23 protein-coding genes are annotated in these 21,796 nt (G+C 36.9%); 16 read left to right on the top strand and 7 right to left on the bottom strand.

What is annotated here, in order from left to right:
* Positions 1–214 precede the first annotated feature (214 nt).
* The 3 genes from AA0X95_RS23595 to AA0X95_RS23585 all read left to right on the top strand — a co-directional run bounded on the left by AA0X95_RS23595 (position 215) and on the right by AA0X95_RS23585 (position 4,418).
* Positions 215–1,726, top strand: coding sequence for a coproporphyrinogen III oxidase (locus AA0X95_RS23595; protein ID WP_413302268.1), 1,512 nt, complete (start codon positions 215–217; stop codon positions 1,724–1,726).
* Positions 1,727–1,862: 136 nt separating this feature from the next.
* The gene (locus AA0X95_RS23590) at positions 1,863–3,482 is read left to right on the top strand and encodes a long-chain fatty acid--CoA ligase (protein ID WP_413302266.1); all 1,620 of its coding nucleotides are present in this window, start codon (positions 1,863–1,865) and stop codon (positions 3,480–3,482) included.
* A 150-nt stretch (positions 3,483–3,632) separates the two neighbouring features.
* Entirely contained in the window at positions 3,633–4,418 is a 786-nt protein-coding gene (locus AA0X95_RS23585; protein ID WP_413302263.1) for an enoyl-CoA hydratase, read from the top strand.
* Between the two features lie 41 nt (positions 4,419–4,459).
* On the opposite strand, the gene AA0X95_RS23580 is transcribed toward AA0X95_RS23585, so the two are convergent.
* Positions 4,460–4,645 (bottom strand): YhzD family protein, encoded by a 186-nt coding sequence (locus AA0X95_RS23580; RefSeq protein ID WP_335527369.1) that lies wholly within the window; start codon positions 4,643–4,645, stop codon positions 4,460–4,462.
* 122 nt (positions 4,646–4,767) lie between these two features.
* Between AA0X95_RS23580 and AA0X95_RS23575 the strand changes: the two genes are divergently transcribed.
* From AA0X95_RS23575 to AA0X95_RS23550, 6 genes are all read left to right on the top strand, one after another.
* Positions 4,768–5,667 carry an ABC transporter ATP-binding protein gene (locus AA0X95_RS23575; RefSeq protein WP_413302261.1) on the top strand — a complete coding sequence of 300 codons (900 nt, stop codon included), beginning with the start codon at positions 4,768–4,770 and terminating at the stop codon, positions 5,665–5,667.
* Positions 5,660–6,913, top strand: coding sequence for an ABC transporter permease (locus AA0X95_RS23570; protein ID WP_413302258.1), 1,254 nt, complete (start codon positions 5,660–5,662; stop codon positions 6,911–6,913). Before AA0X95_RS23575 ends, AA0X95_RS23570 begins: the two co-directional genes overlap by 8 nt.
* A 261-nt stretch (positions 6,914–7,174) precedes the next feature.
* Entirely contained in the window at positions 7,175–8,395 is a 1,221-nt protein-coding gene (locus AA0X95_RS23565; RefSeq protein WP_413302255.1) for a metallophosphoesterase, read from the top strand.
* Positions 8,396–8,413: 18 nt separating this feature from the next.
* Positions 8,414–11,416 (top strand): AAA family ATPase, encoded by a 3,003-nt coding sequence (locus tag AA0X95_RS23560; RefSeq protein ID WP_413302252.1) that lies wholly within the window; start codon positions 8,414–8,416, stop codon positions 11,414–11,416.
* 51 nt (positions 11,417–11,467) lie between these two features.
* A complete protein-coding gene (gene yhaM / locus AA0X95_RS23555; RefSeq protein WP_413302249.1) occupies positions 11,468–12,412 on the top strand; it encodes a 3'-5' exoribonuclease YhaM in 945 nt (314 codons plus the stop codon).
* Positions 12,413–12,517: 105 nt separating this feature from the next.
* On the top strand, positions 12,518–12,706 hold the full coding sequence (locus tag AA0X95_RS23550) for a sporulation YhaL family protein (RefSeq protein ID WP_413302247.1): 189 nt from the start codon (positions 12,518–12,520) through the stop codon (positions 12,704–12,706).
* 39 nt (positions 12,707–12,745) lie between these two features.
* On the opposite strand, the gene AA0X95_RS23545 is transcribed toward AA0X95_RS23550, so the two are convergent.
* Complete coding sequence (locus AA0X95_RS23545) at positions 12,746–13,618, bottom strand: peptidylprolyl isomerase (RefSeq protein WP_413302245.1); 873 nt, start codon at positions 13,616–13,618, stop codon at positions 12,746–12,748.
* 207 nt (positions 13,619–13,825) lie between these two features.
* Between AA0X95_RS23545 and AA0X95_RS23540 the strand changes: the two genes are divergently transcribed.
* Complete coding sequence (locus tag AA0X95_RS23540; protein WP_074432824.1) at positions 13,826–13,912, top strand: YjcZ family sporulation protein; 87 nt, start codon at positions 13,826–13,828, stop codon at positions 13,910–13,912.
* Between the two features lie 40 nt (positions 13,913–13,952).
* The gene (locus AA0X95_RS23535; RefSeq protein ID WP_307289594.1) at positions 13,953–14,042 is read left to right on the top strand and encodes a YjcZ family sporulation protein; all 90 of its coding nucleotides are present in this window, start codon (positions 13,953–13,955) and stop codon (positions 14,040–14,042) included.
* An 87-nt stretch (positions 14,043–14,129) separates the two neighbouring features.
* Here AA0X95_RS23535 and AA0X95_RS23530 read toward each other — a convergent pair whose 3' ends face one another.
* A complete protein-coding gene (locus AA0X95_RS23530) occupies positions 14,130–14,309 on the bottom strand; it encodes a hypothetical protein (RefSeq protein WP_007084261.1) in 180 nt (59 codons plus the stop codon).
* 208 nt (positions 14,310–14,517) lie between these two features.
* On the opposite strand from AA0X95_RS23530, the gene AA0X95_RS23525 reads away from it, so the two are divergent.
* On the top strand, positions 14,518–14,856 hold the full coding sequence (locus tag AA0X95_RS23525) for a DUF1878 family protein (protein WP_413302242.1): 339 nt from the start codon (positions 14,518–14,520) through the stop codon (positions 14,854–14,856).
* A 7-nt stretch (positions 14,857–14,863) separates the two neighbouring features.
* Here AA0X95_RS23525 and AA0X95_RS23520 read toward each other — a convergent pair whose 3' ends face one another.
* Complete coding sequence (locus AA0X95_RS23520) at positions 14,864–15,439, bottom strand: HTH-type transcriptional regulator Hpr (RefSeq protein WP_413302240.1); 576 nt, start codon at positions 15,437–15,439, stop codon at positions 14,864–14,866.
* 344 nt (positions 15,440–15,783) lie between these two features.
* Between AA0X95_RS23520 and AA0X95_RS23515 the strand changes: the two genes are divergently transcribed.
* Entirely contained in the window at positions 15,784–15,975 is a 192-nt protein-coding gene (locus tag AA0X95_RS23515) for a hypothetical protein (RefSeq protein WP_309865997.1), read from the top strand.
* A 64-nt stretch (positions 15,976–16,039) separates the two neighbouring features.
* On the opposite strand, the gene AA0X95_RS23510 is transcribed toward AA0X95_RS23515, so the two are convergent.
* Positions 16,040–16,567 carry a tryptophan transporter gene (locus tag AA0X95_RS23510; protein ID WP_413302237.1) on the bottom strand — a complete coding sequence of 176 codons (528 nt, stop codon included), beginning with the start codon at positions 16,565–16,567 and terminating at the stop codon, positions 16,040–16,042.
* 149 nt (positions 16,568–16,716) lie between these two features.
* A complete protein-coding gene (locus AA0X95_RS23505; protein ID WP_413302234.1) occupies positions 16,717–17,136 on the bottom strand; it encodes an HIT family protein in 420 nt (139 codons plus the stop codon).
* A gap of 593 nt (positions 17,137–17,729) precedes the next feature.
* Here AA0X95_RS23505 and AA0X95_RS23500 point away from each other — a divergent pair.
* The 3 genes from AA0X95_RS23500 to AA0X95_RS23490 all read left to right on the top strand — a co-directional run bounded on the left by AA0X95_RS23500 (position 17,730) and on the right by AA0X95_RS23490 (position 20,494).
* Positions 17,730–18,470, top strand: a complete 741-nt coding sequence (locus AA0X95_RS23500) for an ABC transporter ATP-binding protein (protein WP_413310206.1) — start codon at positions 17,730–17,732, stop codon at positions 18,468–18,470.
* Complete coding sequence (locus tag AA0X95_RS23495) at positions 18,463–19,674, top strand: ABC transporter permease (protein ID WP_413302231.1); 1,212 nt, start codon at positions 18,463–18,465, stop codon at positions 19,672–19,674. Before AA0X95_RS23500 ends, AA0X95_RS23495 begins: the two co-directional genes overlap by 8 nt.
* Positions 19,675–19,774: 100 nt before the next feature.
* Positions 19,775–20,494: an EcsC family protein gene (locus tag AA0X95_RS23490; protein WP_413302228.1), complete on the top strand. Its 720-nt coding sequence runs from the start codon at positions 19,775–19,777 to the stop codon at positions 20,492–20,494.
* Between the two features lie 25 nt (positions 20,495–20,519).
* Here AA0X95_RS23490 and AA0X95_RS23485 read toward each other — a convergent pair whose 3' ends face one another.
* Complete coding sequence (locus AA0X95_RS23485; RefSeq protein ID WP_413302226.1) at positions 20,520–21,692, bottom strand: M20 family metallopeptidase; 1,173 nt, start codon at positions 21,690–21,692, stop codon at positions 20,520–20,522.
* Between the last annotated feature and the right edge of the window lie 104 nt (positions 21,693–21,796).

The following is a 21,796-nucleotide window of genomic DNA, read 5'->3' as shown; positions in this document are numbered from 1 at the left end:
TCCTGCGGGGTCTCCCCTGCCCCGTACTCCCGCAGGAGTCTTCGTGCCTTCCGCTCCAATCAACAATGAGCTTTAACAATTCTTTTTTTATGATTTAGTGAATAATTTCCACCGTATTGACCTTATTTTGTTGATTTTGTACACTTAAGGGAGATTGAGATGAAAAGCTTGGGCGCCGGTTATGGCGCTTCTGCTTTTTCCTAGAGGTGATTTTTTGAGAATTTCTATAATAGGGTTAGAGGATGAAAGATTTAATCGTCCACTTCAGTTGATTGCTAATTTGTTCTTTGAAGAATCTCAGATTATAAAAGCAATAAATGAAGAAGCGGATATACGTATAGAGTTTAAGATGACTGTTCAGGATATTATTTCTGTTTCTGCTGAGTTAAAAGATCAGGCAGGAAAAGTACTAGTTTCTGAATATGAAAAAGAGTGGTCTCCCGCAAATTCCGAAAAGGAACACTTTAAGCAAATAAAAAATGCTGTAGCACATGTCTATTTATCTGTTTTACAGAACTTCACAGGTATTATCCAAAAATGGGGTATTCTAACGGGAGTTCGACCAACAAAATTACTTCATCGAAAAGTTCAAGAAGGGATTCCATTAAAGGACGCTCATCAGCAATTAAAGGATGATTACTTAATATCTGATGAGAAAATTGAACTTATGCAGCACATTGTCGACCGTCAGCTTACTGTCGTTCCAGACCTCTACTCACTTCAAAAAGAAGTCAGTATTTATATTGGCATTCCATTTTGTCCGACGAAATGTGCGTACTGCACTTTTCCTGCCTATGCAATCAATGGACGTCAAGGATCTGTGGATTCCTTTCTTGGGGGACTCCATTACGAAATGAAAAAAATTGGAGCATGGTTAAAAGAAAAAGGTGTTCGTATTACCACTGTATATTATGGGGGAGGTACGCCAACGAGTATTACTGCTGAAGAGATGGATATGCTTTATGAAGAAATGTATATGTCTTTTCCTGATGTAGAAAACATTCGTGAAATAACAGTTGAAGCAGGACGTCCTGATACCATTACTCCTGAAAAATTAGAAGTTCTAAAAAAGTGGAATATTGACCGGATTAGTATCAATCCACAGTCATATACGCAGGAGACGTTGAAAGCCATTGGCAGACATCATACGGTAACCGAAACAATTAATAAATATCACTTAGCTCGTGAAATGGGCATGAACAATATTAACATGGATTTAATTATTGGTCTTCCTGGTGAAGGGATTCCTGAATTTACTCACTCTTTAGCCGAGACAGAGAAGTTAATGCCTGAATCACTGACTGTTCATACACTTTCATTCAAGCGAGCATCAGAAATGACAAAGAACAAACAGAAGTATAAGGTAGCAGATCGTGAAGAAGTCGAAAAGATGATGGGTCTAGCCCAGGATTGGACCACCACTCATGGGTATGTGCCATACTACTTATACCGACAAAAAAACATCCTTGGTAATCTAGAGAATGTTGGCTACTCTCTCCCAAATCAAGAAAGTATCTATAATATTATGATTATGGAGGAACAGCAGACGATCATCGGACTCGGCTGTGGGGCAGCAAGTAAATTTATTGACCCGTTAAGCGGAAAGATTACTCACTTTGCTAATCCTAAAGATCCTAAAACTTATAACGATAGCTTTGAAAAATATACTGAGGATAAAATCAACATCCTAGAAGAGCTATTCACCGAAAAAAGTTCTCCTGCTTAAACAAGCAGGGGATTTTTTTTGTTTAGCTGTGTTCTTTATAAAGGAAAAATCTATCTGAATGAAGAATAATTAATAGGATGACTATCATAGAATTCTATGATGATAAGACGCTTTCATTACTGGAGGGGATATAGCTATGATGCAAACACCTTTAACAATGACGCAAATGATGGACAGAGCAGAAAAGTATTTTCCAAAGAAACAGGTCGTTTCAAGAACGGCAAACGGAATTCACAGACTTACCTATAAGCAAATAGCAGAACGAACGAGACGTCTAGCAGATAGCCTCACCAAATTAGGAGTAGAAAGAGGAGACCGGGTAGGAACCTTAGCGTGGAATCATCACCGCCACTTAGAAGCATACTTTGCTATTCCGTGTATGGGTGCAGTTCTTCATACCATCAACATAAGATTATCCCCCCAGCATATTTCCTACATTATTAATCACGCAGAAGATAAAGTTCTCCTAGTTGATTCAGACATTCTGCCATTACTTGAAAAATGTGCTCCTGATATTAAGAATGTAAAAGCCTATATCATTATGACGGATGAAGATGAGCTTCCTGAAACTACACTGTCCCCAGTCTATCATTATGAAAAACTCTTAGTTGAAGCGAATCCAGAATATAACTATCCAACAGATTTAGATGAGAATGACTCAGCTGGTATGTGCTATACATCTGCCACTACAGGAAATCCAAAGGGTGTCGTTTATTCCCACAGAGGAATTGTTCTTCACAGTATGGCATTGGGCCTAGCTGATAGTGCTGCAATGAGTGAAAAGGATATTGCTCTTCCTGTTGTTCCTATGTTTCATGCCAATGCATGGGGAATGCCTTTTGCGGCCGTGTGGTTTGGGACATCCTTAGTATTGCCGGGACCATACTTTACTCCAAAGCTGCTTGCAGAGTTAATTGAGCAGGAAAGAGTCACCATAACAGCAGGAGTTCCAACCATTTGGCTCGGATTATTAAAAGAGCTAGATGAAGGGACTTATGATATGAGTAGTTTACGAGGAGTTCTGTGTGGAGGCTCTGCTGCACCGAAAGGAATGATCAAGGCGTTTGAACAACGGCATAAGGTACCATTTATGCATGCTTATGGGATGACAGAGACGAGTCCACTAGTGGTCATTTCCACATTAAAAAGCTACCAAGAAGAACTAGAACCAGAGGAAAGATTAGAGTTAAGAGCCAAGCAGGGGACGCTTGTACCAGGATTAGAAATCAAAATCGTTGGTAAGGTTGGAGAAGTTGCCTGGGATGGGAAAGAAATGGGTGAACTGTGTATTAGAGGACCTTGGATTGCCTCTGAATATTATAAGGATGAACGAACAGAAGATGCCTTCCTTGACGGTTGGCTTCATACAGGTGATGTAGTCACAATTGATGAAGAAGGCTTTGTAAAAATAGTTGATCGGACGAAGGACTTAATTAAGAGTGGGGGAGAATGGATTTCCTCTGTCGACTTAGAAAATGCTTTAATGGCCCATGAAGCAGTATTTGAAGCAGCGGTTGTGGCCGTACCACATGAACAGTGGCAAGAAAGACCAATCGCATGTGTAGTATTAAAAGACGCGTACAAGAGCAAAGTGGTGAAAGAAGACTTATTTGACTTTTTGAAGCCGCAATTCGCTAAATGGTGGATTCCAGATGACATTCTATTCCTGGAAGAAATACCGAAAACTTCAGTTGGTAAATTTCTAAAGATGACATTACGTGAACAAGTTCAAAAAGAAGTACTCAGAAAAAGGTAACAATTGAGGACAAAGGGACCTCCCTTTGTCCTTTTTAACGACTAGAATATTAGTGAAGAAAATTCGAAATATATAGAAAGCATATTTTTATTCCTCTCCATTCCATATATAATGGTAGTGGATGAAGAAAATAGGGGGAGTGTGCTTACAATGAATTTTGTAACGGACAAGGTGAGCCTACAGGTCAACGGTCGTGTAGCCACATTAGAAATGAATAGACCAGAATCGTTAAATGCAATGGATTCAGATTTAATTAAGGGGTTAATCTGTAAACTTAAAGAAATAAGTGAATCGGATGATGTTGATATTGTTGTATTAAGAGGGAAAGGAAGAGCCTTTTCATCGGGTGGAGACATTAAGACCATGCTTTCCAATATGAATGAGAGCGATTTCTTTCCTGTGATGGATGCTATTAGCGAATTAATAATTACTCTTTATAGCATCCCTAAATTGACTATTAGTGCTATTACAGGTGCAGCTGCAGGATTAGGATTTAGTTTAGCCTTAGCAACGGACTATATTCTCGCTGATAAAACTAGTAAGCTTGCAATGAATTTTATTGGAATCGGTTTAATACCAGATGGAGGGGCGCATTTCTTTTTAGAAAAAAGATTAGGTGAGACCCGAGCTAAACAGGTGATTTGGGACGGAAAAATGATGAATGCAGAGGAAGCCTTTAGGTGGGGACTTATTCAGGAAGTAGCAGAAGGTGAACTACAGCCAGCTTTAGAAGCGAGGGTAACGGATTGGTTAAGCCGCCCAGTTCAAGCAATGATTAAAACAAAGAAAATATTAGCAGAAAAAAATCGACCACAGCTACTTAAGATTTTAGAATTGGAAAAACACGGTCAGCAAAAAATGCGCGAAACTCTTGATCACCAAGAAGGAATCAAGGCATTTCTTGAAAAAAGGAAACCCGTCTTTATAGGAAAATAAAATCGAGGCTGACTCAGATAAGGAGTCAGCCTCGTCAGTGTTTACGAATGGAAAAGAAGCAACTTGCCACTTGGTGAGGTGCATCTGTGCGTTTTTTCTAATAAGTTTTTCTCTGATAATAGTTTTTCTCCATGCTCTTTTGCTGCTTGATCAGTTTCTGCTTGAAAGGCTTCATCTAAAATCTTTTCACCATTCGCTTCAAACGCGGTTAATTTATAAGTTTTCATCATAAAACCCCTTTGTTTAAAAATTCTTACTATTATTTTTGCATAGTTTACTAAATTGTGCAAAAGAAAAGTGAAACTAAAAAATGGATAATTCGTATTAAAAACAGAGAGGAGTGTGTAACATGGTTCTTAAACTTGAAGATGTCACTAAACGGTTTGGAAAATTTACGGCAGTGGATCATCTATCACTAACGATTCCCGATAGAGAGATGTTTGGCTTCCTAGGGGCGAACGGTGCGGGGAAAACGACAACGTTCCGAATGATATTAGGATTACTAGATAGTAGTGGGGGGAGAATTACTTGGGATGGAAGGCCAATTGATTACACTACCAGCCATTTGGTCGGCTATCTACCTGAGGAGAGGGGGTTGTACCCTAAGCTTAAAGTCAGTGACCAAATTGTATATCTAGCCAGGTTAAGAGGCATGCCCAAGGGTGCAGCACTCTCAGAATTAAGATTATGGCTTGACCGCTTTAAAATCCAAGAATATGAGAATAAAAAGGTAGAAGAGTTGTCCAAAGGTAACCAACAGAAGATCCAGTTTATTGCAGCTGTCGTACATAAGCCTAAGCTATTAATTCTAGACGAACCGTTTAGTGGGCTTGACCCTGTAAATGTAGAAATGTTAAAGGAGGCTGTTTTATCCTTAAGGGAAAATGGAGCCACGATTGTTTTTTCCAGTCACCGAATGGAGCATGTAGAAGAAATGTGCGAGCACTTATGTATTTTACATAAAGGCAGTCCGGTTGTTCATGGAGCATTAAAAGAAATAAAGCGAGCATTCGGTAAAAAGAACTTAGTGATCCATGCAGACTTTCCATTAGATTCATTGAAAGACTTCCCTGGGGTAGTTAAGTCAAAATTGACAACAGAAGGAATCCATTTACAGATTGAAGGAGAGGACATTGCCGAAAGAATTCTTAAAAAGATTGTGGGGAATGGTTTTATTAGGAGATTTTCCCTTGAAGAGCCTTCTTTAAATGATATTTTTATCGAGAAAGTAGGTAATTCCTATGAATAGCTTCTGGATTATTCTGTTTCATACTTATTTAAACAAACTAAAAAGCAAATCGTTTATTGTGACGACCATTCTAACAATCTTGATTGTCCTAGCCTTGACGAATATTAATAACATCATTGCTTTATTTGATCAAAATGGTGGAAAGGACCAAATAGCTGTACTAGATGAAACCGGTCAGCTCTATGAGCCATTAAAGCAGCAGGTTCACACAATTAATAAAGATATAAAACTTACACTTTATAAAGGCAATGAAAATGCGGCAGAAAAGGCGGTAGAAGAAGGAAAGTATAAGGGAGTCATTCTGTTACGTTTTAATGAGGAAAAATTGCCGGAAGCCACTTTTAAAGCTATGAGTATTGCTGACTCTTCGTTGTTTTCTGATCTTCAAACAGGATTACAGCAAGTTAAGACAATGCTTGCCGCTTCACAAATTAACTTAACTCCAGTGCAGCTTCAAAAGTTGTATGAGCCGGTATCATTTGAAAAATTTGCACTTGAGAAAAATGCGAAAACGGAGGAGGAATTAAATCAGGCCAGAGGACTTGTCTATGTTCTACTGTTCATCATTTATTTTTCAGTCATTATGTATGCAAATATGATTGCAATGGAAGTGGCAACTGAAAAGTCATCGAGGGTCATGGAGATATTGATCTCTAGTGTTTCACCAATTAAGCAGATGTTTGCAAAAATAATTGGGATCGGTTTATTAAGTCTTACTCAACTTGCGGCTTTTCTTATAGTCGGTTATTATTCTCTTTCCAAAAATATGGATTCCTTGAAGGAAGGATTTTTTGGGGTCTATGGTTTTGAAGATATCCCATTTGAAACCGTTATTTATGCGGTAATATTCTTTATACTTGGTTATTTTCTCTATGCTACACTCGCAGCCTTTTTAGGTTCCCTTGTTAGTCGCATTGAAGATGTTCAACAAATGATTACTCCGATGACGTTGCTTGTGGTTGGAGGTTTTATGATTGCCATGTTTGGACTGGGCAAGCCTGATGCTACGTTCATTACGATTACATCCTATATCCCTTTCTTCACACCAATGATTATGTTTCTTCGCGTAGGAATGCTGACCATCCCTTTATGGGAAGTGCTCCTAGGAATTTCAATCCTCGTTGCCACAATTGCTGTGTTAGCTATCTTCGGTGCAAGAGTCTATCGCGGAGGCGTCTTAATGTATGGTCAGTCAAATTCCTTTAAAGATATAAAAAAGGCCCTCCAATTAACAAAAAACGAATAATTTTTCAAGAGGCTGCTCAAAGAGATAGCCTCTTTTATAATTAATCGAAAGTATAAAAATCGACTTCGAGAATTGTCCAGCTCCAGCGCCTAGCCCCTCGGGTCAAATAACCTTCAGCAATAAAAGTCAAAGAGCGACTTTTCTTGCTGAAGAACATTTGCCTGTCGGGGCTGACCAAGGCGCTTCCGCTTTTCTAAGTAGAACGTGCATTCGTATTTCAGAGGTGATACAATAAAGAAAAGATGTTGAAAGGAATTTCCTATGAAAAAAATATCGTTTATTCATGCAGCGGATTTACATTTGGACAGCCCTATGATCGGATTAAAGCATTTACCGGAAAGTATTTTTACAAGGGTGAAGGAAAGCACCTTTACAGCATTGAAGAAAATAACCAAAGACGCCATAGAAAAGCAAGTCGATTTTGTTATTTTAGCGGGAGATTTATTTGATGGAGAAGATCGGAGTTTACGTGCACAATCCCGTTTTCGCAGTGAAATGCTGAAGTTAGAAGAGAATGGAATCCCCGTTTATGTCGTCCATGGAAATCATGACCATCTAAATGGTACATGGGTACAGTTAACCATGCCAGCAAATGTTCATGTGTTTACTAGTGAAGTAGAAACTAAAGTGCTGCGCACGAGGAGCGGAGAAATCGTCCGCTTATACGGATTCAGCTATCCAACCAGGCATGTGTTCTCTAGGAAAATAGATGACTATTCGAAAATAAATAATATTGGATTTCATATCGGAATTCTTCATGGCAATGAAGGTTCGGGATCTGAGCATGATAATTATGCTCCGTTTACCATTAGAGATTTATTGGAAAAAGACTTTGACTACTGGGCATTAGGCCATATTCATAAAAGGGCTATTTTAGCTGAATCTCCCCCGATTATCTATCCAGGAAATATTCAAGGAAGAAATAAAAAGGAAACAGGTCCAAAGGGGTATTATCATGTGGAATTGTCAGATCTCGATACCAAACTGAATTTTGTAGAAACATCAGATGTTGTTTGGGAAGAGACTGAAGTCGATTCTTCGTCAGCCACTAGCTTTAATGACATTCTTCATTTATGTCAACAGACCATTAATCAGGTGCGAAAGAATCAACAGGGGACGTTATTGACTCTCTACTTAAAAAATATTCAATTACATGATGAGCGGGAAAAAAGAAACCTAGATGGAGAACTTCTAGACATTCTATTAGAGGATGAAAAAGACGAAGCCTCTTTTGTGTGGATCGTTGACATACATATCACTGAAAGTCAGCTACTTGATAAAGAACAATTAAAAATGAAAGCTAATTTTTATGGAGAGCTTTTTGAAACAATTAAAGAGTATGAGGATGCTGATAACGCATTAGCCCCTTTATATGAACACCCAATGGGCAGAAAGTATGTCTCTCATTTAAATGATACAGAACATAGAGAGCTGATAGAAAGAGCGGAGAAATTATTAATAGAATTGCTTAGTGAAGCTTAGAAGAAAGGAGTAGATGCTATGAGAATTCTGGAGTTACATATTTATGGTTATGGACAATTAGAAAATGTAATCATTAAAGACCTGGCTGATTTCCAGGTGTTCTATGGGGAGAATGAGGCTGGTAAGTCAACGATTATGGCATTTATTCACGGTATACTTTTCGGATTCCCAACAAAACAACAAACCGAACTTCGCTACGAACCAAAGCATAGCAACAAATATGGCGGGAAAATCAGGGTATATCATGAAGAACATGGTTTTGCTGTTATTGAGCGTGTAAAGGGAAAAGCTGCAGGTGATGTAAAAGTAGTTATCGATAACGGTATGATTGGCGGGGAAGAGCTTCTAAAAGAACTAGTCGCCAGCTTTGATCGAAATTTATTTCAGGCAGTTTTCTCCTTTAATCTTCATGGACTTCAGAATGTTAATCAAATGAAAGGTGAAGATATTGGGAAGTTCCTATTTTCTGCTGGTACGCTAGGGACCGAGCGACTATCCAAAACGGAGTCTTTCCTTCAGAAAGAACTGGATAACAGGTTTAAACCTTCGGGAAAGAAGCCTATCTTAAATGAAAAGTTACAAGCACTTAATGAAATCAATCTAGAACTGAAAAAGGCAGCATCGAAAAATAAAGAATATGAAAGCTTGTTAGAAAATAGAGAGTTGCTTCAACAGGAAATGCAAGAGATTAATGGTCGGCTAAAGGAATTGGGGAGCAAGATAGATCAATTACATGAATGGAAGAGAATAGAGTCAAATGTAAGAGAAGAAAAATGGGCCGAGAAGGAGCTAAGTGATTTAGGAGAGGTACCATTTCCTACTCGTGGAATGGAAAGAATAGAAAAATTATTAGAACTCATCCATCCATATGAGGCAGAGATTAACAGCCTCACAGAAAGAATCGAAAATGAAAAAAAAGAACTTGCTGAAATGAGACCTGACCGACCTTTACTTGAAAGTGAGTCTGCACTCATAACTTTACTTGATCAAGTCCCACTTATGGAACAATTAACATTTGAGAAACAGCAAAGCGAACTGAAAATCGCTGAATGTGACGAAAAGCTTTCAGTAATTAGAGAGAAACTGCATTTGCCTTTAGAAGAAAAAGATGTTCATGCCATCAATACAAACATTTATATGAGAAACCAAGTAGAAATCACTTCAAGAAAAAGGCAAAAGTTACAGGAAGTAAAGGAAGAGTTAGAGGAACGCTTTCAGGAAGAAACAAAAGTATTGCAGGAGATAGAAAAAGAAGTTCGAATAGCTGAAAGCCATCTTCTTACAAAACAGGATAGGGAGCACCTTGAGAACCAGGTGATTAATGGAAACGATAAGAAGAGTTTAGAAGCTGACCTGAAAGCATTAAGGGATAAAATTGAATTTTACCAACTAGGCTATGATAGACATACAAAGGAACGGGCGAATAGTAGAAAGCAGAAAAGGCTCCAATTTTTCCTTTTTGCAGGAATATTATTTGGACTACTATTTTATGGTTTATTGACGAAACAGTGGGTACTTTTATTAATAGGATTGATTGGTGGTATCTTAACTGCTTTATTCATGACAAAAAGTTCAAAAGAGTCTAAAACAGAGGAGATGCAACAGACTCTAGTAGAATTAAAAGATAAGGAAAAACAATTAATAGAGAAGCTCCATTCAGCTGAATATATGGATTTGACAAGACTCGAGGATCAATTAAAAAGGGATACTCTACGTCGCGATGAGGTTCAGGTTCTAAAGTTGAAGCTGAAACAACAGCAATTGCAATATGATAAGGTAATAACCAAGTTCGAAGAATGGGAATTGGAATTTGCTCAAAACAAAGAAAAGCTGGTATCACTAAGTTTAGAGTTAAATATACCTGAATATATCGCCGTTCCGTTTCTATTGGAAGCATTCGAACTAATAGAACAATATAAAACTACCTCACGTGAAAAAAATCAGTTCCAAACGAAAGTGGAGCAAATCAATCATCAACAAGCTAAGCTCAATACAGAAATGAATAAATTTGCCTCACGTTTTTTATCAGAGCAAGGGTTGGCATTACAAGAAACAGCTTATTTATTGCGAAACAGATTAAAAGAGGAGCATGAAAAGCTAATAAAGAGTCAAGAGAGAGGGAGGAAGCTTGCTGAGCTTGAGGCGGATGTAAAACAAAAGGTACATGAAATTGAGCATCTAAAAGCTGAATATAACAAACTACTTCATGCAGCGGGGGTAGAAACGGAGCAGGAGTTCTACGAACTTGGGAAGAAGGCAGAAAAACAAGGAAAGCTCTTGGAAAGACTCGGAACACTCAAAAGTCAGCTTGAGTATTCCCTCCTCCCTAAGCCGATTTGGAAAACCTTCTTACACATCCATAATAGTGATGAAATTATTGCCGAACACAAACATGAAGTACTACACTTACAAAACAGATTAAAAAAACAGCAGGAAGAACTTGCCTCTATTAAATACGAGATTCAGGTATTAGAAGAAGGTGGAGTTTATTCGACTATTCTTCATAACTATAAACAGAAGAAATATGAATTAGAGGAGTCTGCAAAAGAATGGGCAGTCTATTGTATCGCCCAAGAAATACTATTAAACACCGTTGAAAAGTATAAGAAGGTTCACGTACCTAGATTGATTTTAAAAGCAGAAGAATATCTATCTTTTCTCACCGATGGTAATTATCAAAAAATCCATCTGCAAAAATCAGGTACAGGCTTCTTAGTGGAGAGAAAGGACCGTACCATTTTTGAGGCAAATGAACTTAGTCAAGCAACAACAGAACAATTATATGTCTCAATACGACTTGCCTTAGCAACAACATTATATGAAAAATATCAATTCCCAATTATCATTGATGATAGCTTTGTTAATTTTGATGCCAAAAGAACACAAAAAGTAATTGAGCTTTTGCAAAGTTTGAAGACCAATCAAGTGCTATTTTTTACTTGTCATGAACATTTACTACACCTATTCGAAAAGGAAAATATCCTTAATATAACAAAAGGTGCAGTTCAGATTATTTCCTAGAGTGATAGTTGGATATGTTATACTTTTACTAGTGGGAGGAGCGTGAATAGTTTGGGTAAAGGAATATTAAATTATGATGTGGGTGAACAGGTAGAGTTATTCCTTTTGATTAAGAGCTCAACGAAGGGGATTGCAAGTAACGGAAAACCCTTTTTAACATTAATACTTCAAGATCAGAGTGGTGAAATTGAAGCAAAACTCTGGGATGCGGATGATGAGGATGAAAAGAATTATGCCGCCCAGAATATTGTTAAAATAATGGGTGATGTTCAAAATTATCGAGGAAAAAGCCAGCTGAAAATCCGGCAGATTCGAAAAACTGGTCCTGCAGATGGAGTGAAATTGGACGATTTCTTGGAAACAGCACCGTTAAGTCAAGAAGAGATGGTCAGCAAGCTAACTCAGTATATATTTGAAATGAAAAATCCTAACATTCAAAGGATTACTCGTCATTTAATTAAGAAACACCAAAAGGCTTTTTTGGAATATCCTGCAGCAACAAAAAATCATCATGAATTTGTTTCCGGTCTCGCCTTTCACGTGGTAAGCATGCTTGATTTGGCCAAAGCTATTGCTTCGCTGTATCCTAGCCTTGATAAGGACTTGCTATATGCGGGTGTGATCCTGCATGATATGGGAAAGGTGATGGAGTTATCTGGTCCCATTTCAACCGTTTATACAATTGAAGGTAACTTACTAGGCCATATCACAATTATGATCAATGAAATTGGCAAGGCTGCAGAGGAATTAGGGATTTCAGGAGAAGAAGTACTCATCTTACAACATCTTGTCCTAAGCCATCATGGGAAAGCCGAGTGGGGGAGCCCAAAACCACCATTGATTAAAGAAGCAGAAATTCTTCATTATATTGATAATTTGGATGCAAAAATGAATATGCTCGATCGTGCCTTAGAAAGGGTAAAGCCTGGAGAGTTTACAGAGCGGATTTTTGCACTGGATAATCGTTCATTTTATAAGCCTGTTTTTCATAAATAACCCGTATAGGGTTATTTTTTTTGCTATTAGAGTAGAATATTTCTTCTTTAGAATGAATAAATTGTAATAAAAAGTGGACAACCACAAAGGAAGGGAGCAAAGATAATGACTATACCTATTTGGATTTATGCAGTCGTGGTTGGAATTGTGATAAGTGCATTGATGGCCATAAAAACAGGCCGAGAAGAGCGAAAATTAGAACTTGAAAGCATTGAACAAGAAGGGGAAATCTATATCAAACGATTAGAAAGAGAAAGGGAACAAAGGGAAGAAATAAAGGCTACGGGGGAATAAAAAAGGAGAGACTCAAATTTTGGGTCTCTCCTTGTCTTATTATTGGTGTGCAGCCGCAGCCGATGTTTGTGGTTTAAGAGCGTCCTTTAAGTCTTTATCGCTAACCTTTACATTGGCAGCTTTAAGTTCGCGCTCCATTGCTTTATTAATTGATTCACTTGTTAATTTTGATGATTTTACTTGATATTCAATTTCTTTTTTCATATCTTCATATGATTTTTTCTCTTTTTTATCAGTTAATTGGATGATGTGATAACCAAATTGTGTTTTCACTGGTGCACTAATTTCATTGACTTTAAGGGCATATGCAGCCTTTTCAAAGTCAGGATCCATTTTTCCAGTACCAAACCAACCTAGATCTCCGCCATTTTGTGCTGACGCTGTATCAGTTGAGTATTCTTTTGCTACGTCCTCGAACTTTGCCCCGCCATCAAGCTTTTTCTTCACTTCATTAGCAGTTTTTTCATCTGCAACTAGGATATGACGTGCTTTGATTTCAGGCTGGTAGCTGTCGTAGTAATCCTTTAATTCTTTATCAGTTACCTTTACATCTTTCATTGCCGCTTTTTCTTGCATCATGCCAAGCTTCATCGTTTTCTTTAAATCTGCTTCGCTTTTATATCCATATTGTGCAAGAGTAGTTTCAAAATTTGCACCAAGGTCAGCCTTTAATTGGTCGATTTTTTCATTTAGCTCTTTATCCGTTACTTTGTACTTTTTTGAAAGAACTTTTTCATATACAAGCTGTTGAAGGGCTTGTTCACCGTATTTTTCCTTCATTGAGTTATATAGCTCTTCTTGTGTTACATTTCCAACCTTGCTCTCAGCTACAGTATCAGATCCACTTTGATTACATGCACTTAGTGCAAGAACCCCGCCTGCTAAAGTAAGGGCTAATATCCATTTTTTCATGATGAAATCTCTCCTAAACAGTAATTTCTTGTCCACAATCTCTACTATAACATAAATGGTAACTACTGCAAAAATTAAGTTGTGATTGTTTTTAGAAAATTTACAAATGCAACCTAGACCTTTTCCAAAAAAAAAATGGTAAGTGCCTAAACGAAATCAATCCTGTCTGAATAGTATATCTTAGAAAATGAAAAAGGAGGTATTACGATGAGCGCAGGATATGGAGCTGGATTTGCTCTAATTGTAGTCCTTTTCATCCTATTGATTATAGTGGGAGCATCTTGGGTTTACTAAATAAAACCAATTTCAAGTTAATGAAGAGGAGGGGAAATATATGTCAGGAGGAGCATACGGTGGAGGATTTGCTTTAGTTGTAGTCCTTTTCATCCTATTAATTATCATTGGAGCATCTTGGATCTATTAATACAAAATAAAAAAAATTAAAAGCGATGAGAAAATCCTCATCGCTTCGATTTTTTATACCTTAAGTTAGATCCCGCAATAAGCTGGATTATGTATATAAAATTTCCAAATAGGAAGAGATCAGTAAAATCGTAATAAGGACATTGATTGTACGAAATACTTTATGCTGGTTTTCTTCCGGTATTTCTTTTTGGATGCAAAGAGAATTGGTCATTTTATTTACATAAAACAAGATGAAAATAGCAAAGACAATAAAAACGGAGATCATCAATGATTCCCTCCCCAGTTGTTCATATTATGCTTAATACAATATCAAAAATTAGAAAAAAAAGATAGTCATAAAGAATAGAAGCTTATAAGACTTTCTTATCATTTATAAATATTTATATATCAGTTCCTTAAATTAGGTTTACCTAGGTCTTTAAAAGGTGAATAATGTACATAGAGTATTGTTTGGTTGAAATGAGGGCTATTAAATGAACGAAATTGATGGATTGTTGGAAAGAATTAATCTTTTAGAATACCACCAAAAACTTTTACTTCAATTATTAATCAATCCGAAGCTTGAGTTTTACAAGCTAGTCATTGAGAAAGGTCTAACTGAGAAGGAAGTAAAAGATTTTTTTCAATTATGTGACAAAATGAGCATACAATTGGAAGAACAAAAAGCGGAAGGATATGTATACTTTCATCCGCTTTTCAATGACTTTGCTGATTCATTACCGAAAAATCTGTTTGTCAATGAAGCAATAATGGCATGTTTAACACAGAATCTTTATGAATTTCTATTTCAAGAACTTAGGAAGTATATCTGATATGCTTTTAAACTAGTTCTTGTTGAGTCTTGTTCTGCTTTTGTAACTTTCCATTTTCTTCTACAAATTCACTTTCGATGTTATGGAAAGAACGTTCAAAAATCTCCATAAAATCATCCCCATAAATGTTTCGAACGATTGCCATCATTTCAATGATGTCAGGGAATTTTCCATATAATTCGCGTAGGGGTAAAGCACCAGAAAATACAGCATTACCATCCGGATTATAGGTTTCCATTAGTTGAAGCAAAATGTCTTCTCCTTCAGCAGTAAGCTGAATATACGTATTGCGCTTATCATTTTCTTTTTTTGAAAATTGGAGTAAGCCTCTTTCTTCCAGTTTTTTTGAGAAATTAAACGCTGTCGAGACATGCATGACCCCAAACTTGGCCACATCCGAAATGGAAGCACCGTTTAAGTGGTATGCGATCCATAGGATATGGTGTTCATTAATATTTAGGTCAAAAGGCTTAATCCATTGTTGCCAGTCTTTCTCAATTGATTTCCATAAGGCTTTACTTAATTGTGCAATTCTCTGACTAAAAAGCATCGCTTCCTTCATTGAATATTGTTTCTCAGTCATCCCCATTTTCACCTACTTTTATATTTCTCTATTATCATTATGCCAATAAAATAAAAATTAATAAAGATATAAATTAACAAAATTTTTAGAAATTATATAAAATTTATGTTGAAATTTGAAAAATTAACTAAATAAAATTGAAATTTCAATTTTATTTTAATCTCTCCTTCTAAATAATGGCAACTTTTAGAATATTTAACTTACAAATTAGTTTATTTAAATAGTGTAATACACGGATCCCCCCTGGATAAACGATGCCTTGTTCATAGGAATGGACGATAAAACATATAAATAGTTACAACAATTGTTTCGAATTTTCAAAAGTTAGTAGGGGGATAAGAAAGATGAAGAGTGTAGCTGTGACGTTTTTTATCTTAAGTGCCATACTATTATTAGGAACAATCAAACATTTATTAGATATTTCTAAACCAGGTGTGTATCCGCCAAAACAAGTAATAAAGAAAAGAGCTGCTGCATTAGCAGGTGGTGGAATCGTGTGTTTGCTAGTTGCATTAATGCTTTCTTACTTGTCCTAAAGTTTAATGGGAATTTAAGAAAAAGAACCCTTTCGGGTTCTTTTTCTTAAAAGGATCCCGTGTTTTATTTTTGAATCACGGAAGCTGAAGATAATTTAGTTCTTTTAAATATTGACTGAGCAATTGGATACAAAATGACCATTGTTACCGTGTTTAGTGCAATGGCTGGTAAAACACCTGCCACGAATAGCGCTGTGAAAGGTCCAGGTAAACCAACAATAAAATAAGCAGCTGATAAAAAGACGGATCCAGAAATCAACGTTCCTACAGCTGTTAATATTCCGACACTAACAATGGAATTCTGGTATTTTTTTAAGGCTAAAAATAAACCAAAAAATATTAAAGCCGTAATAGGTTTGTCGATGATATTTGGAATCTGTCCACCCGGGAAGCCTGTTGTTAATGCAGACAATACGCCTGTCACAATGGCTAGAAGCATCACACTTTTCAATTCTGGAATAAGAATAATTCCTAAAAACATCATTGCCAGCATCATATCTGGCTTGATTGTTAGGAAGGCTGGCATAACCGTATGCAAGACTACCCCGATCCCCGCTAAAAGTGCTAAAATAACAATGTTCTTCGTATTCATTTCTCTTCTCTCCTCTGCTATACTAATCTATTTGTTTCTCCTGCAGTGCCCTCATTGCCTACAGCGAAAAACTTGATTTCATTATAACATAAAAATGTAATAATATTAAAGAAATAATTTTCAGATAATTTGAACTATGAAAAGAAAAGTTAAAGGTTTTTACTTATTCCTTCAGCCATTTCCTGCAGGATTTGTGGCGTGTATTCACTTTGGTTGTTTTTCCAAACGGCACCGAAGCCATCGCCTTTGCCATATCGTGGAATCAGGTGCATATGGTAATGAAACACAGATTGACCTGCATGTTCTCCATTATTATTAATTGTATTTAATCCAATTGGTTCAAATTCCTGTTTTAACGCATTGGCAATGGCAGGAACCACCTCAAAAAGATTTCTAGCTATTTCAGGAGTCAATTCAAATAAGTTTTCCTTATGTATTTTTGGAATGACAAGTGTGTGTCCTTTGGTTACTTGACTGATATCCAAAAAGGCAAGTACATGCTCATTTTCAAAAACTTTTGCAGCTGGAATTTCACCGTTGACAATCTTACAAAAAATACAATTGCTCATCACAACACAGCCCCTTGTAATTAGTTTGTATTATTTTACCATACAAAAACAAAATGAAAAAGGCAGGATCCGCTTGGAATCCTGCCCTCTCGAAGGGGAATTGCTTCAAAAGGTACGTTCATTCAGGAGTGTTCTTTGATAAACACCTCATTTTTCGTAGAGTGTTTTTTATAAAGAAACAATATTGTTCAAGCTGACCATCCCCTATTTGTTTTTATATGTTTTCCCAACTTATAAAAACGGGTAGCGATCTGCGGTAAACACCTCATTTTTAGTTTATTTGTGAATAAACCTTAACCTTGGTGTTACTTGAACTCAAAATGGTTACCATGCACTTTGTACAAAACAACCATCCCCTTATCTGAAACGAATTGGAAGCTCTACTTGTTTGAAAGGAAATTGTCTTTAACAGACACCTCATTTCAATTTTTGATGAATTTCTTCATCGAAGTAAGTTGTTTCCCCTTCGAATATTATGATGTCCGATTGCAAAAGAAATATACAAAAAAAAATCAAAAAATTGTATTTCTGTTTTTATCTAGTTGGATTTGATAAAATGAAAAGCATAATCTGCTACGGAGGGACGTATGCAAATGTCACTATTATCGATTGAGAATCTTGTTGGAGGATATACAAGAAACCCAGTACTTAAGGATATATCCTTTGATGTAAAAGAAAAAGAACTGGTTGGACTGATTGGACTTAATGGGGCAGGTAAAAGTACTACAATTAAACATATTATTGGGTTAATGGAACCCCATAAAGGAACGGTTAAAATTAACGACCAGTCGTTTACGGAAAATAAAGAAGCCTACCGATGTCAATTTACTTTTGTTCCGGAAACTCCTGTATTATATGAGGAATTAACTCTAGAAGAGCATTTGAGGTTAACAGCAATGGCTTATGGTTTAAAGGAATCGGAATATAAACAGAGAGTGGGTCCTTTATTATCGGAGTTCAGAATGGAGAAGCGGTTAAATTGGTTTCCTGCGCATTTTTCCAAAGGGATGAAACAAAAGGTAATGATCATGTGCGCCTTTTTGGTTCAACCATCTCTTTATATTGTAGATGAGCCCTTTGTTGGTTTGGACCCTCTAGGCATTCAGTCACTGCTTGATTTAATGAAGAAGATGAAAGAGAACGGTGCCGGTATTTTGATGTCTACACATATACTTGCAACGGCCGAGAAATATTGTGACCGCTTTGTCATTTTACATGAGGGGAAAATACGAGCGAAAGGAACACTTGAAGAGTTAAGAGACCAATTCTCCATGCCGTCTGCTTCTTTGGATGATCTATATATTCAATTGACGAAGGAAGAAAACTATGTTTGATGATAAAATACTGTGGAAGGACCGTGCTGGAGGTCGTGTAAGGGATTTAGGGAGATACCTGCGTTATATATTTAATGGGCATCTGGTCATTGTTTTGTTATTCCTTATAGGAACAGGTGCATATTACTATCAACAATGGGTTGAGAAGCTTTCTTCCAATTTTCCAGCAGAAATCATTATTGCTGTTCTTATAGGTATATTTTTAACGTACAGTCCGGTTTATAATTTTCTGCTTGAAGCTGATAAAGTGTATATTTTACCACTCGAAGATAAGCTAAAAGGGTATTTTTTTCGTTCTGGTATAGCGAGTTTTGTTTTTCAAGGGTATATCCTTCTTATGGTACTTGCGGTACTTATGCCAATGTATGCTCATGTAAACAGCAGCGGTTTTCAATTGTTTTTACCTTATTTAGTTGTCCTATTAGCATTAAAGGGATGGAATTTAGCCACAAGCTGGCGAATTCATTATTTTGTTCAGAACTCTGTACATAGATGGGATATGGTTGTCAGGTATTTTATCAATACAGTATGTACCTTTTTGTTATTCAAACAAGCAAATGTTTTTATTTTGCTTATTCTTGTTGTTGTGATGGCCTTTTATTTTCGTTTCTTTCATGTTCGAACAAAGAAAATGGGGCTTAAATGGGATCTGTTAATAGATCATGAAGAAAAAAGAATGGCTTCGTTCTACCGATTGGCCAATATGTTTACAGATGTTCCGAAGTTAAAGGATACGGTTAAAAGAAGAAAGTGGCTTGATTGGCTCATTAGCAACATTCCATTTTCTCAGGATAAAACCTATTTGTATTTGTATTCACGTGCTTTTCTACGTTCTTCTGATTACTTAGGTTTGTTTATCAGGTTGACGGTCATTGGTGCGGTGGCCATTTATTTCATTTCGTTTGGATTAGGACAACTCTTATTGAGCATTTTATTTTTGTATTTAACAGGTTTTCAGCTGCTTCCATTATGGAACCATCATCAAAACAAGCTATGGGTTGACTTATATCCCGTTGCTGAAAAATATAAATCCTCATCGTTCCATTACCTATTGATGATCATTTTATCTACTGAAGCGGTTATTTTTGCTTTGTTTATTGCCCTTAAAGGCGAGATACTGAATAGTCTGTTTGCCTTAATTTCAGGGTTTGTTTTTAATTACTTATTTGTTTATATTTACAGTAAAAAACGTATAAAGGCTTAAATTAAAATCCCCTTTGCTGATAAAAGGGGATTTTTTTGAAACCATTGGATGGGTTTTATCGTAGGTAAGCATAAAATGTTTATGGGAGGAGTGGGGCTAATTGAATGAATATGAATTAAAAGTTTATGATGAAGTCGAAGAATGGAAACGGAAATTATCTAGACGTTCTGGGATGATGAACCGAATTTCTAAGAAAGCTCAAGTGAAATTTAATGAATGGATTCCAGAAAAGGTCCATGAGGTCATGACTGAAAGTATTAAAGGAATGGTAAAAGCAACTTTATTTGGCTCAAAACTTACAACAAAGAAAGATCAAGCAAAGGGCTTAACCCTTTCTGAGAGAGATGATATGGTGCGAAAAAAAATAACCACTTACCAGAAGACTGCCATCGTAGAGGGTGCAGGAACTGGTGCTGGAGGGATTTTGCTCGGACTTGCTGATTTTCCACTTCTCCTTACGATTAAGATGAAATTTCTCTTTGAAGCGGCGGAAGTTTATGGATTTGATACAAATCAATATGAGGAAAGACTCTTTATCTTGCATATTTTTCAATTAGCCTTTTCAAGTGATGAAATTCGAAGAAGCACCCTTTATGAGATTGAAAACTGGGAAGAAAGAAAACAAGTGTTAATTGAAATGGATTGGAGAAAATTTCAACAGGAGTATCGTGATTATATTGACCTTGCCAAGATGCTGCAGCTGGTACCGGGGATTGGTGCTTTTGTTGGAGCCTATGCAAATAATAATTTACTGAAACACCTTGGTGAGACAGCAATGAACGCCTATCGGTTGAGATTATTGCAAAAAGCCCCTGAATGATGAAAAATTCAGAGGCTTTTTCTTCTTATTCATGAACTTTCAGAGCTGCGGTGCCAAGTGTTTTGGCTGCAATTAACATGGCGTTTTCATCAATGTCAAATTTAGGGTGGTGATGTGGAAAGTCTGTTTTTTCACCCAGTGGCTTAGCTCCTGTGTAAAAGAAAGTGCCAGGTACTTTTTGTAAGTAATAGGCGAAATCTTCGCCGCCCATTTGTGGCTTGGTTTCTTCAATTATTTTTACCTCAGGTACTTCTTGGGCACAAGAAATGAGAAATTCTGTTTCATTAGCATGATTAACTACAGCGGGATAGCCTCTTACAAAGGTATACTTATACGTGCAGTCAGATGTATAGCACGTGCCATGGATGGTTCGCTCCATTTCTTTTTCAATAAACTCCCTTATTTCTTCATTAAAAGTACGTACAGTACCAACTAGTTTTGCTTTATCTGCAATAACATTAAATGCGTTTTGAGCTGTAAATGAGGCAACCGTCACTACCGCCGCTTCTACAGGGTTTACTTTTCGGCTGACAATTTGTTGTAAATTGAGAACTAGCTGGGAAGCCGTGACAATAGCGTCTTTCGTTTTATGAGGCTGTGCGCCATGGCCGCCTTGACCTTGGATTTCAATTTCAAAACGATCTGCAGCTGCCATGATGGGTCCCGTTCTGTATTGGATAGTACCTGTGGGTTCGCTTGCCCATAAATGAGTCCCAAATATGACGTCAACACCGTCTAAACAACCATCCTCAATCATGGAAGCTGCTCCACCAGGTGCATATTCCTCGGCATGTTGATGGATAAAAACATAGGTTCCTTTCAGTTCATCTTTACATTCGTTTAATGCTTTCGCAAGGACAAGGAGAGTGGCTGTATGTCCATCATGGCCGCAGGCATGCATAATCCCTGGAACTAATGACTTGTAGGGTACATCCTTTTCATCTTGGATAGGAAGTGCGTCAAAGTCAGCCCGTAGTGCAACTGTTTTTCCTGGCAGTTTCCCATGAATTTTCGCAACGACTCCATTTCCACCAACCTGACCCTTTACCTCAATATCTAACTTTTTATAATAAGAATAAATGAACTTGGCTGTTTCATATTCCTGAAATGATAACTCTGGATGCTGATGCATGTAGCGACGGATAGAGACCATCTCATCGTAATATCCTTCTAATTTAGCAAAAAGCTGGTTTAACATAGTTAATCCCCCCAATTTATTAGTTAAAAGAGAATGTATTTTCAAACTATTTTAACACTTTTCCACTATTATATAGATTTTAATGTTTATTTTCTTTATACTTT

Source organism: Neobacillus phoenicis (assembly GCF_047302305.1).
In the GTDB taxonomy this organism is placed as follows: domain Bacteria; phylum Bacillota; class Bacilli; order Bacillales; family Cytobacillaceae; genus Neobacillus.
This window is presented reverse-complemented; position numbering and strand designations above follow the sequence as displayed.

Bases quoted from the DNA above. Each gene is read 5' to 3' on its own strand.
- AA0X95_RS23590 (WP_413302266.1), top strand. From the start codon at position 1,863: ATGATGCAAACACCTTTAACAATGACGCAAATGATGGACAGAGCAGAA.
- AA0X95_RS23585 (WP_413302263.1), top strand. From the start codon at position 3,633: ATGAATTTTGTAACGGACAAGGTGAGCCTACAGGTCAACGGTCGTGTA.
- AA0X95_RS23580 (WP_335527369.1), bottom strand. From the start codon at position 4,645: ATGAAAACTTATAAATTAACCGCGTTTGAAGCGAATGGTGAAAAGATT.
- AA0X95_RS23575 (WP_413302261.1), top strand. From the start codon at position 4,768: ATGGTTCTTAAACTTGAAGATGTCACTAAACGGTTTGGAAAATTTACG.
- AA0X95_RS23570 (WP_413302258.1), top strand. From the start codon at position 5,660: ATGAATAGCTTCTGGATTATTCTGTTTCATACTTATTTAAACAAACTA.
- AA0X95_RS23565 (WP_413302255.1), top strand. From the start codon at position 7,175: ATGAAAAAAATATCGTTTATTCATGCAGCGGATTTACATTTGGACAGC.
- AA0X95_RS23560 (WP_413302252.1), top strand. From the start codon at position 8,414: ATGAGAATTCTGGAGTTACATATTTATGGTTATGGACAATTAGAAAAT.
- AA0X95_RS23550 (WP_413302247.1), top strand. From the start codon at position 12,518: ATGACTATACCTATTTGGATTTATGCAGTCGTGGTTGGAATTGTGATA.
- AA0X95_RS23545 (WP_413302245.1), bottom strand. From the start codon at position 13,618: ATGAAAAAATGGATATTAGCCCTTACTTTAGCAGGCGGGGTTCTTGCA.
- AA0X95_RS23540 (WP_074432824.1), top strand. From the start codon at position 13,826: ATGAGCGCAGGATATGGAGCTGGATTTGCTCTAATTGTAGTCCTTTTC.
- AA0X95_RS23535 (WP_307289594.1), top strand. From the start codon at position 13,953: ATGTCAGGAGGAGCATACGGTGGAGGATTTGCTTTAGTTGTAGTCCTT.
- AA0X95_RS23530 (WP_007084261.1), bottom strand. From the start codon at position 14,309: ATGATCTCCGTTTTTATTGTCTTTGCTATTTTCATCTTGTTTTATGTA.
- AA0X95_RS23525 (WP_413302242.1), top strand. From the start codon at position 14,518: ATGAACGAAATTGATGGATTGTTGGAAAGAATTAATCTTTTAGAATAC.
- AA0X95_RS23520 (WP_413302240.1), bottom strand. From the start codon at position 15,439: ATGACTGAGAAACAATATTCAATGAAGGAAGCGATGCTTTTTAGTCAG.
- AA0X95_RS23515 (WP_309865997.1), top strand. From the start codon at position 15,784: ATGAAGAGTGTAGCTGTGACGTTTTTTATCTTAAGTGCCATACTATTA.
- AA0X95_RS23510 (WP_413302237.1), bottom strand. From the start codon at position 16,567: ATGAATACGAAGAACATTGTTATTTTAGCACTTTTAGCGGGGATCGGG.
- AA0X95_RS23505 (WP_413302234.1), bottom strand. From the start codon at position 17,136: ATGAGCAATTGTATTTTTTGTAAGATTGTCAACGGTGAAATTCCAGCT.
- AA0X95_RS23500 (WP_413310206.1), top strand. From the start codon at position 17,730: ATGTCACTATTATCGATTGAGAATCTTGTTGGAGGATATACAAGAAAC.
- AA0X95_RS23495 (WP_413302231.1), top strand. From the start codon at position 18,463: ATGTTTGATGATAAAATACTGTGGAAGGACCGTGCTGGAGGTCGTGTA.
- AA0X95_RS23485 (WP_413302226.1), bottom strand. From the start codon at position 21,692: ATGTTAAACCAGCTTTTTGCTAAATTAGAAGGATATTACGATGAGATG.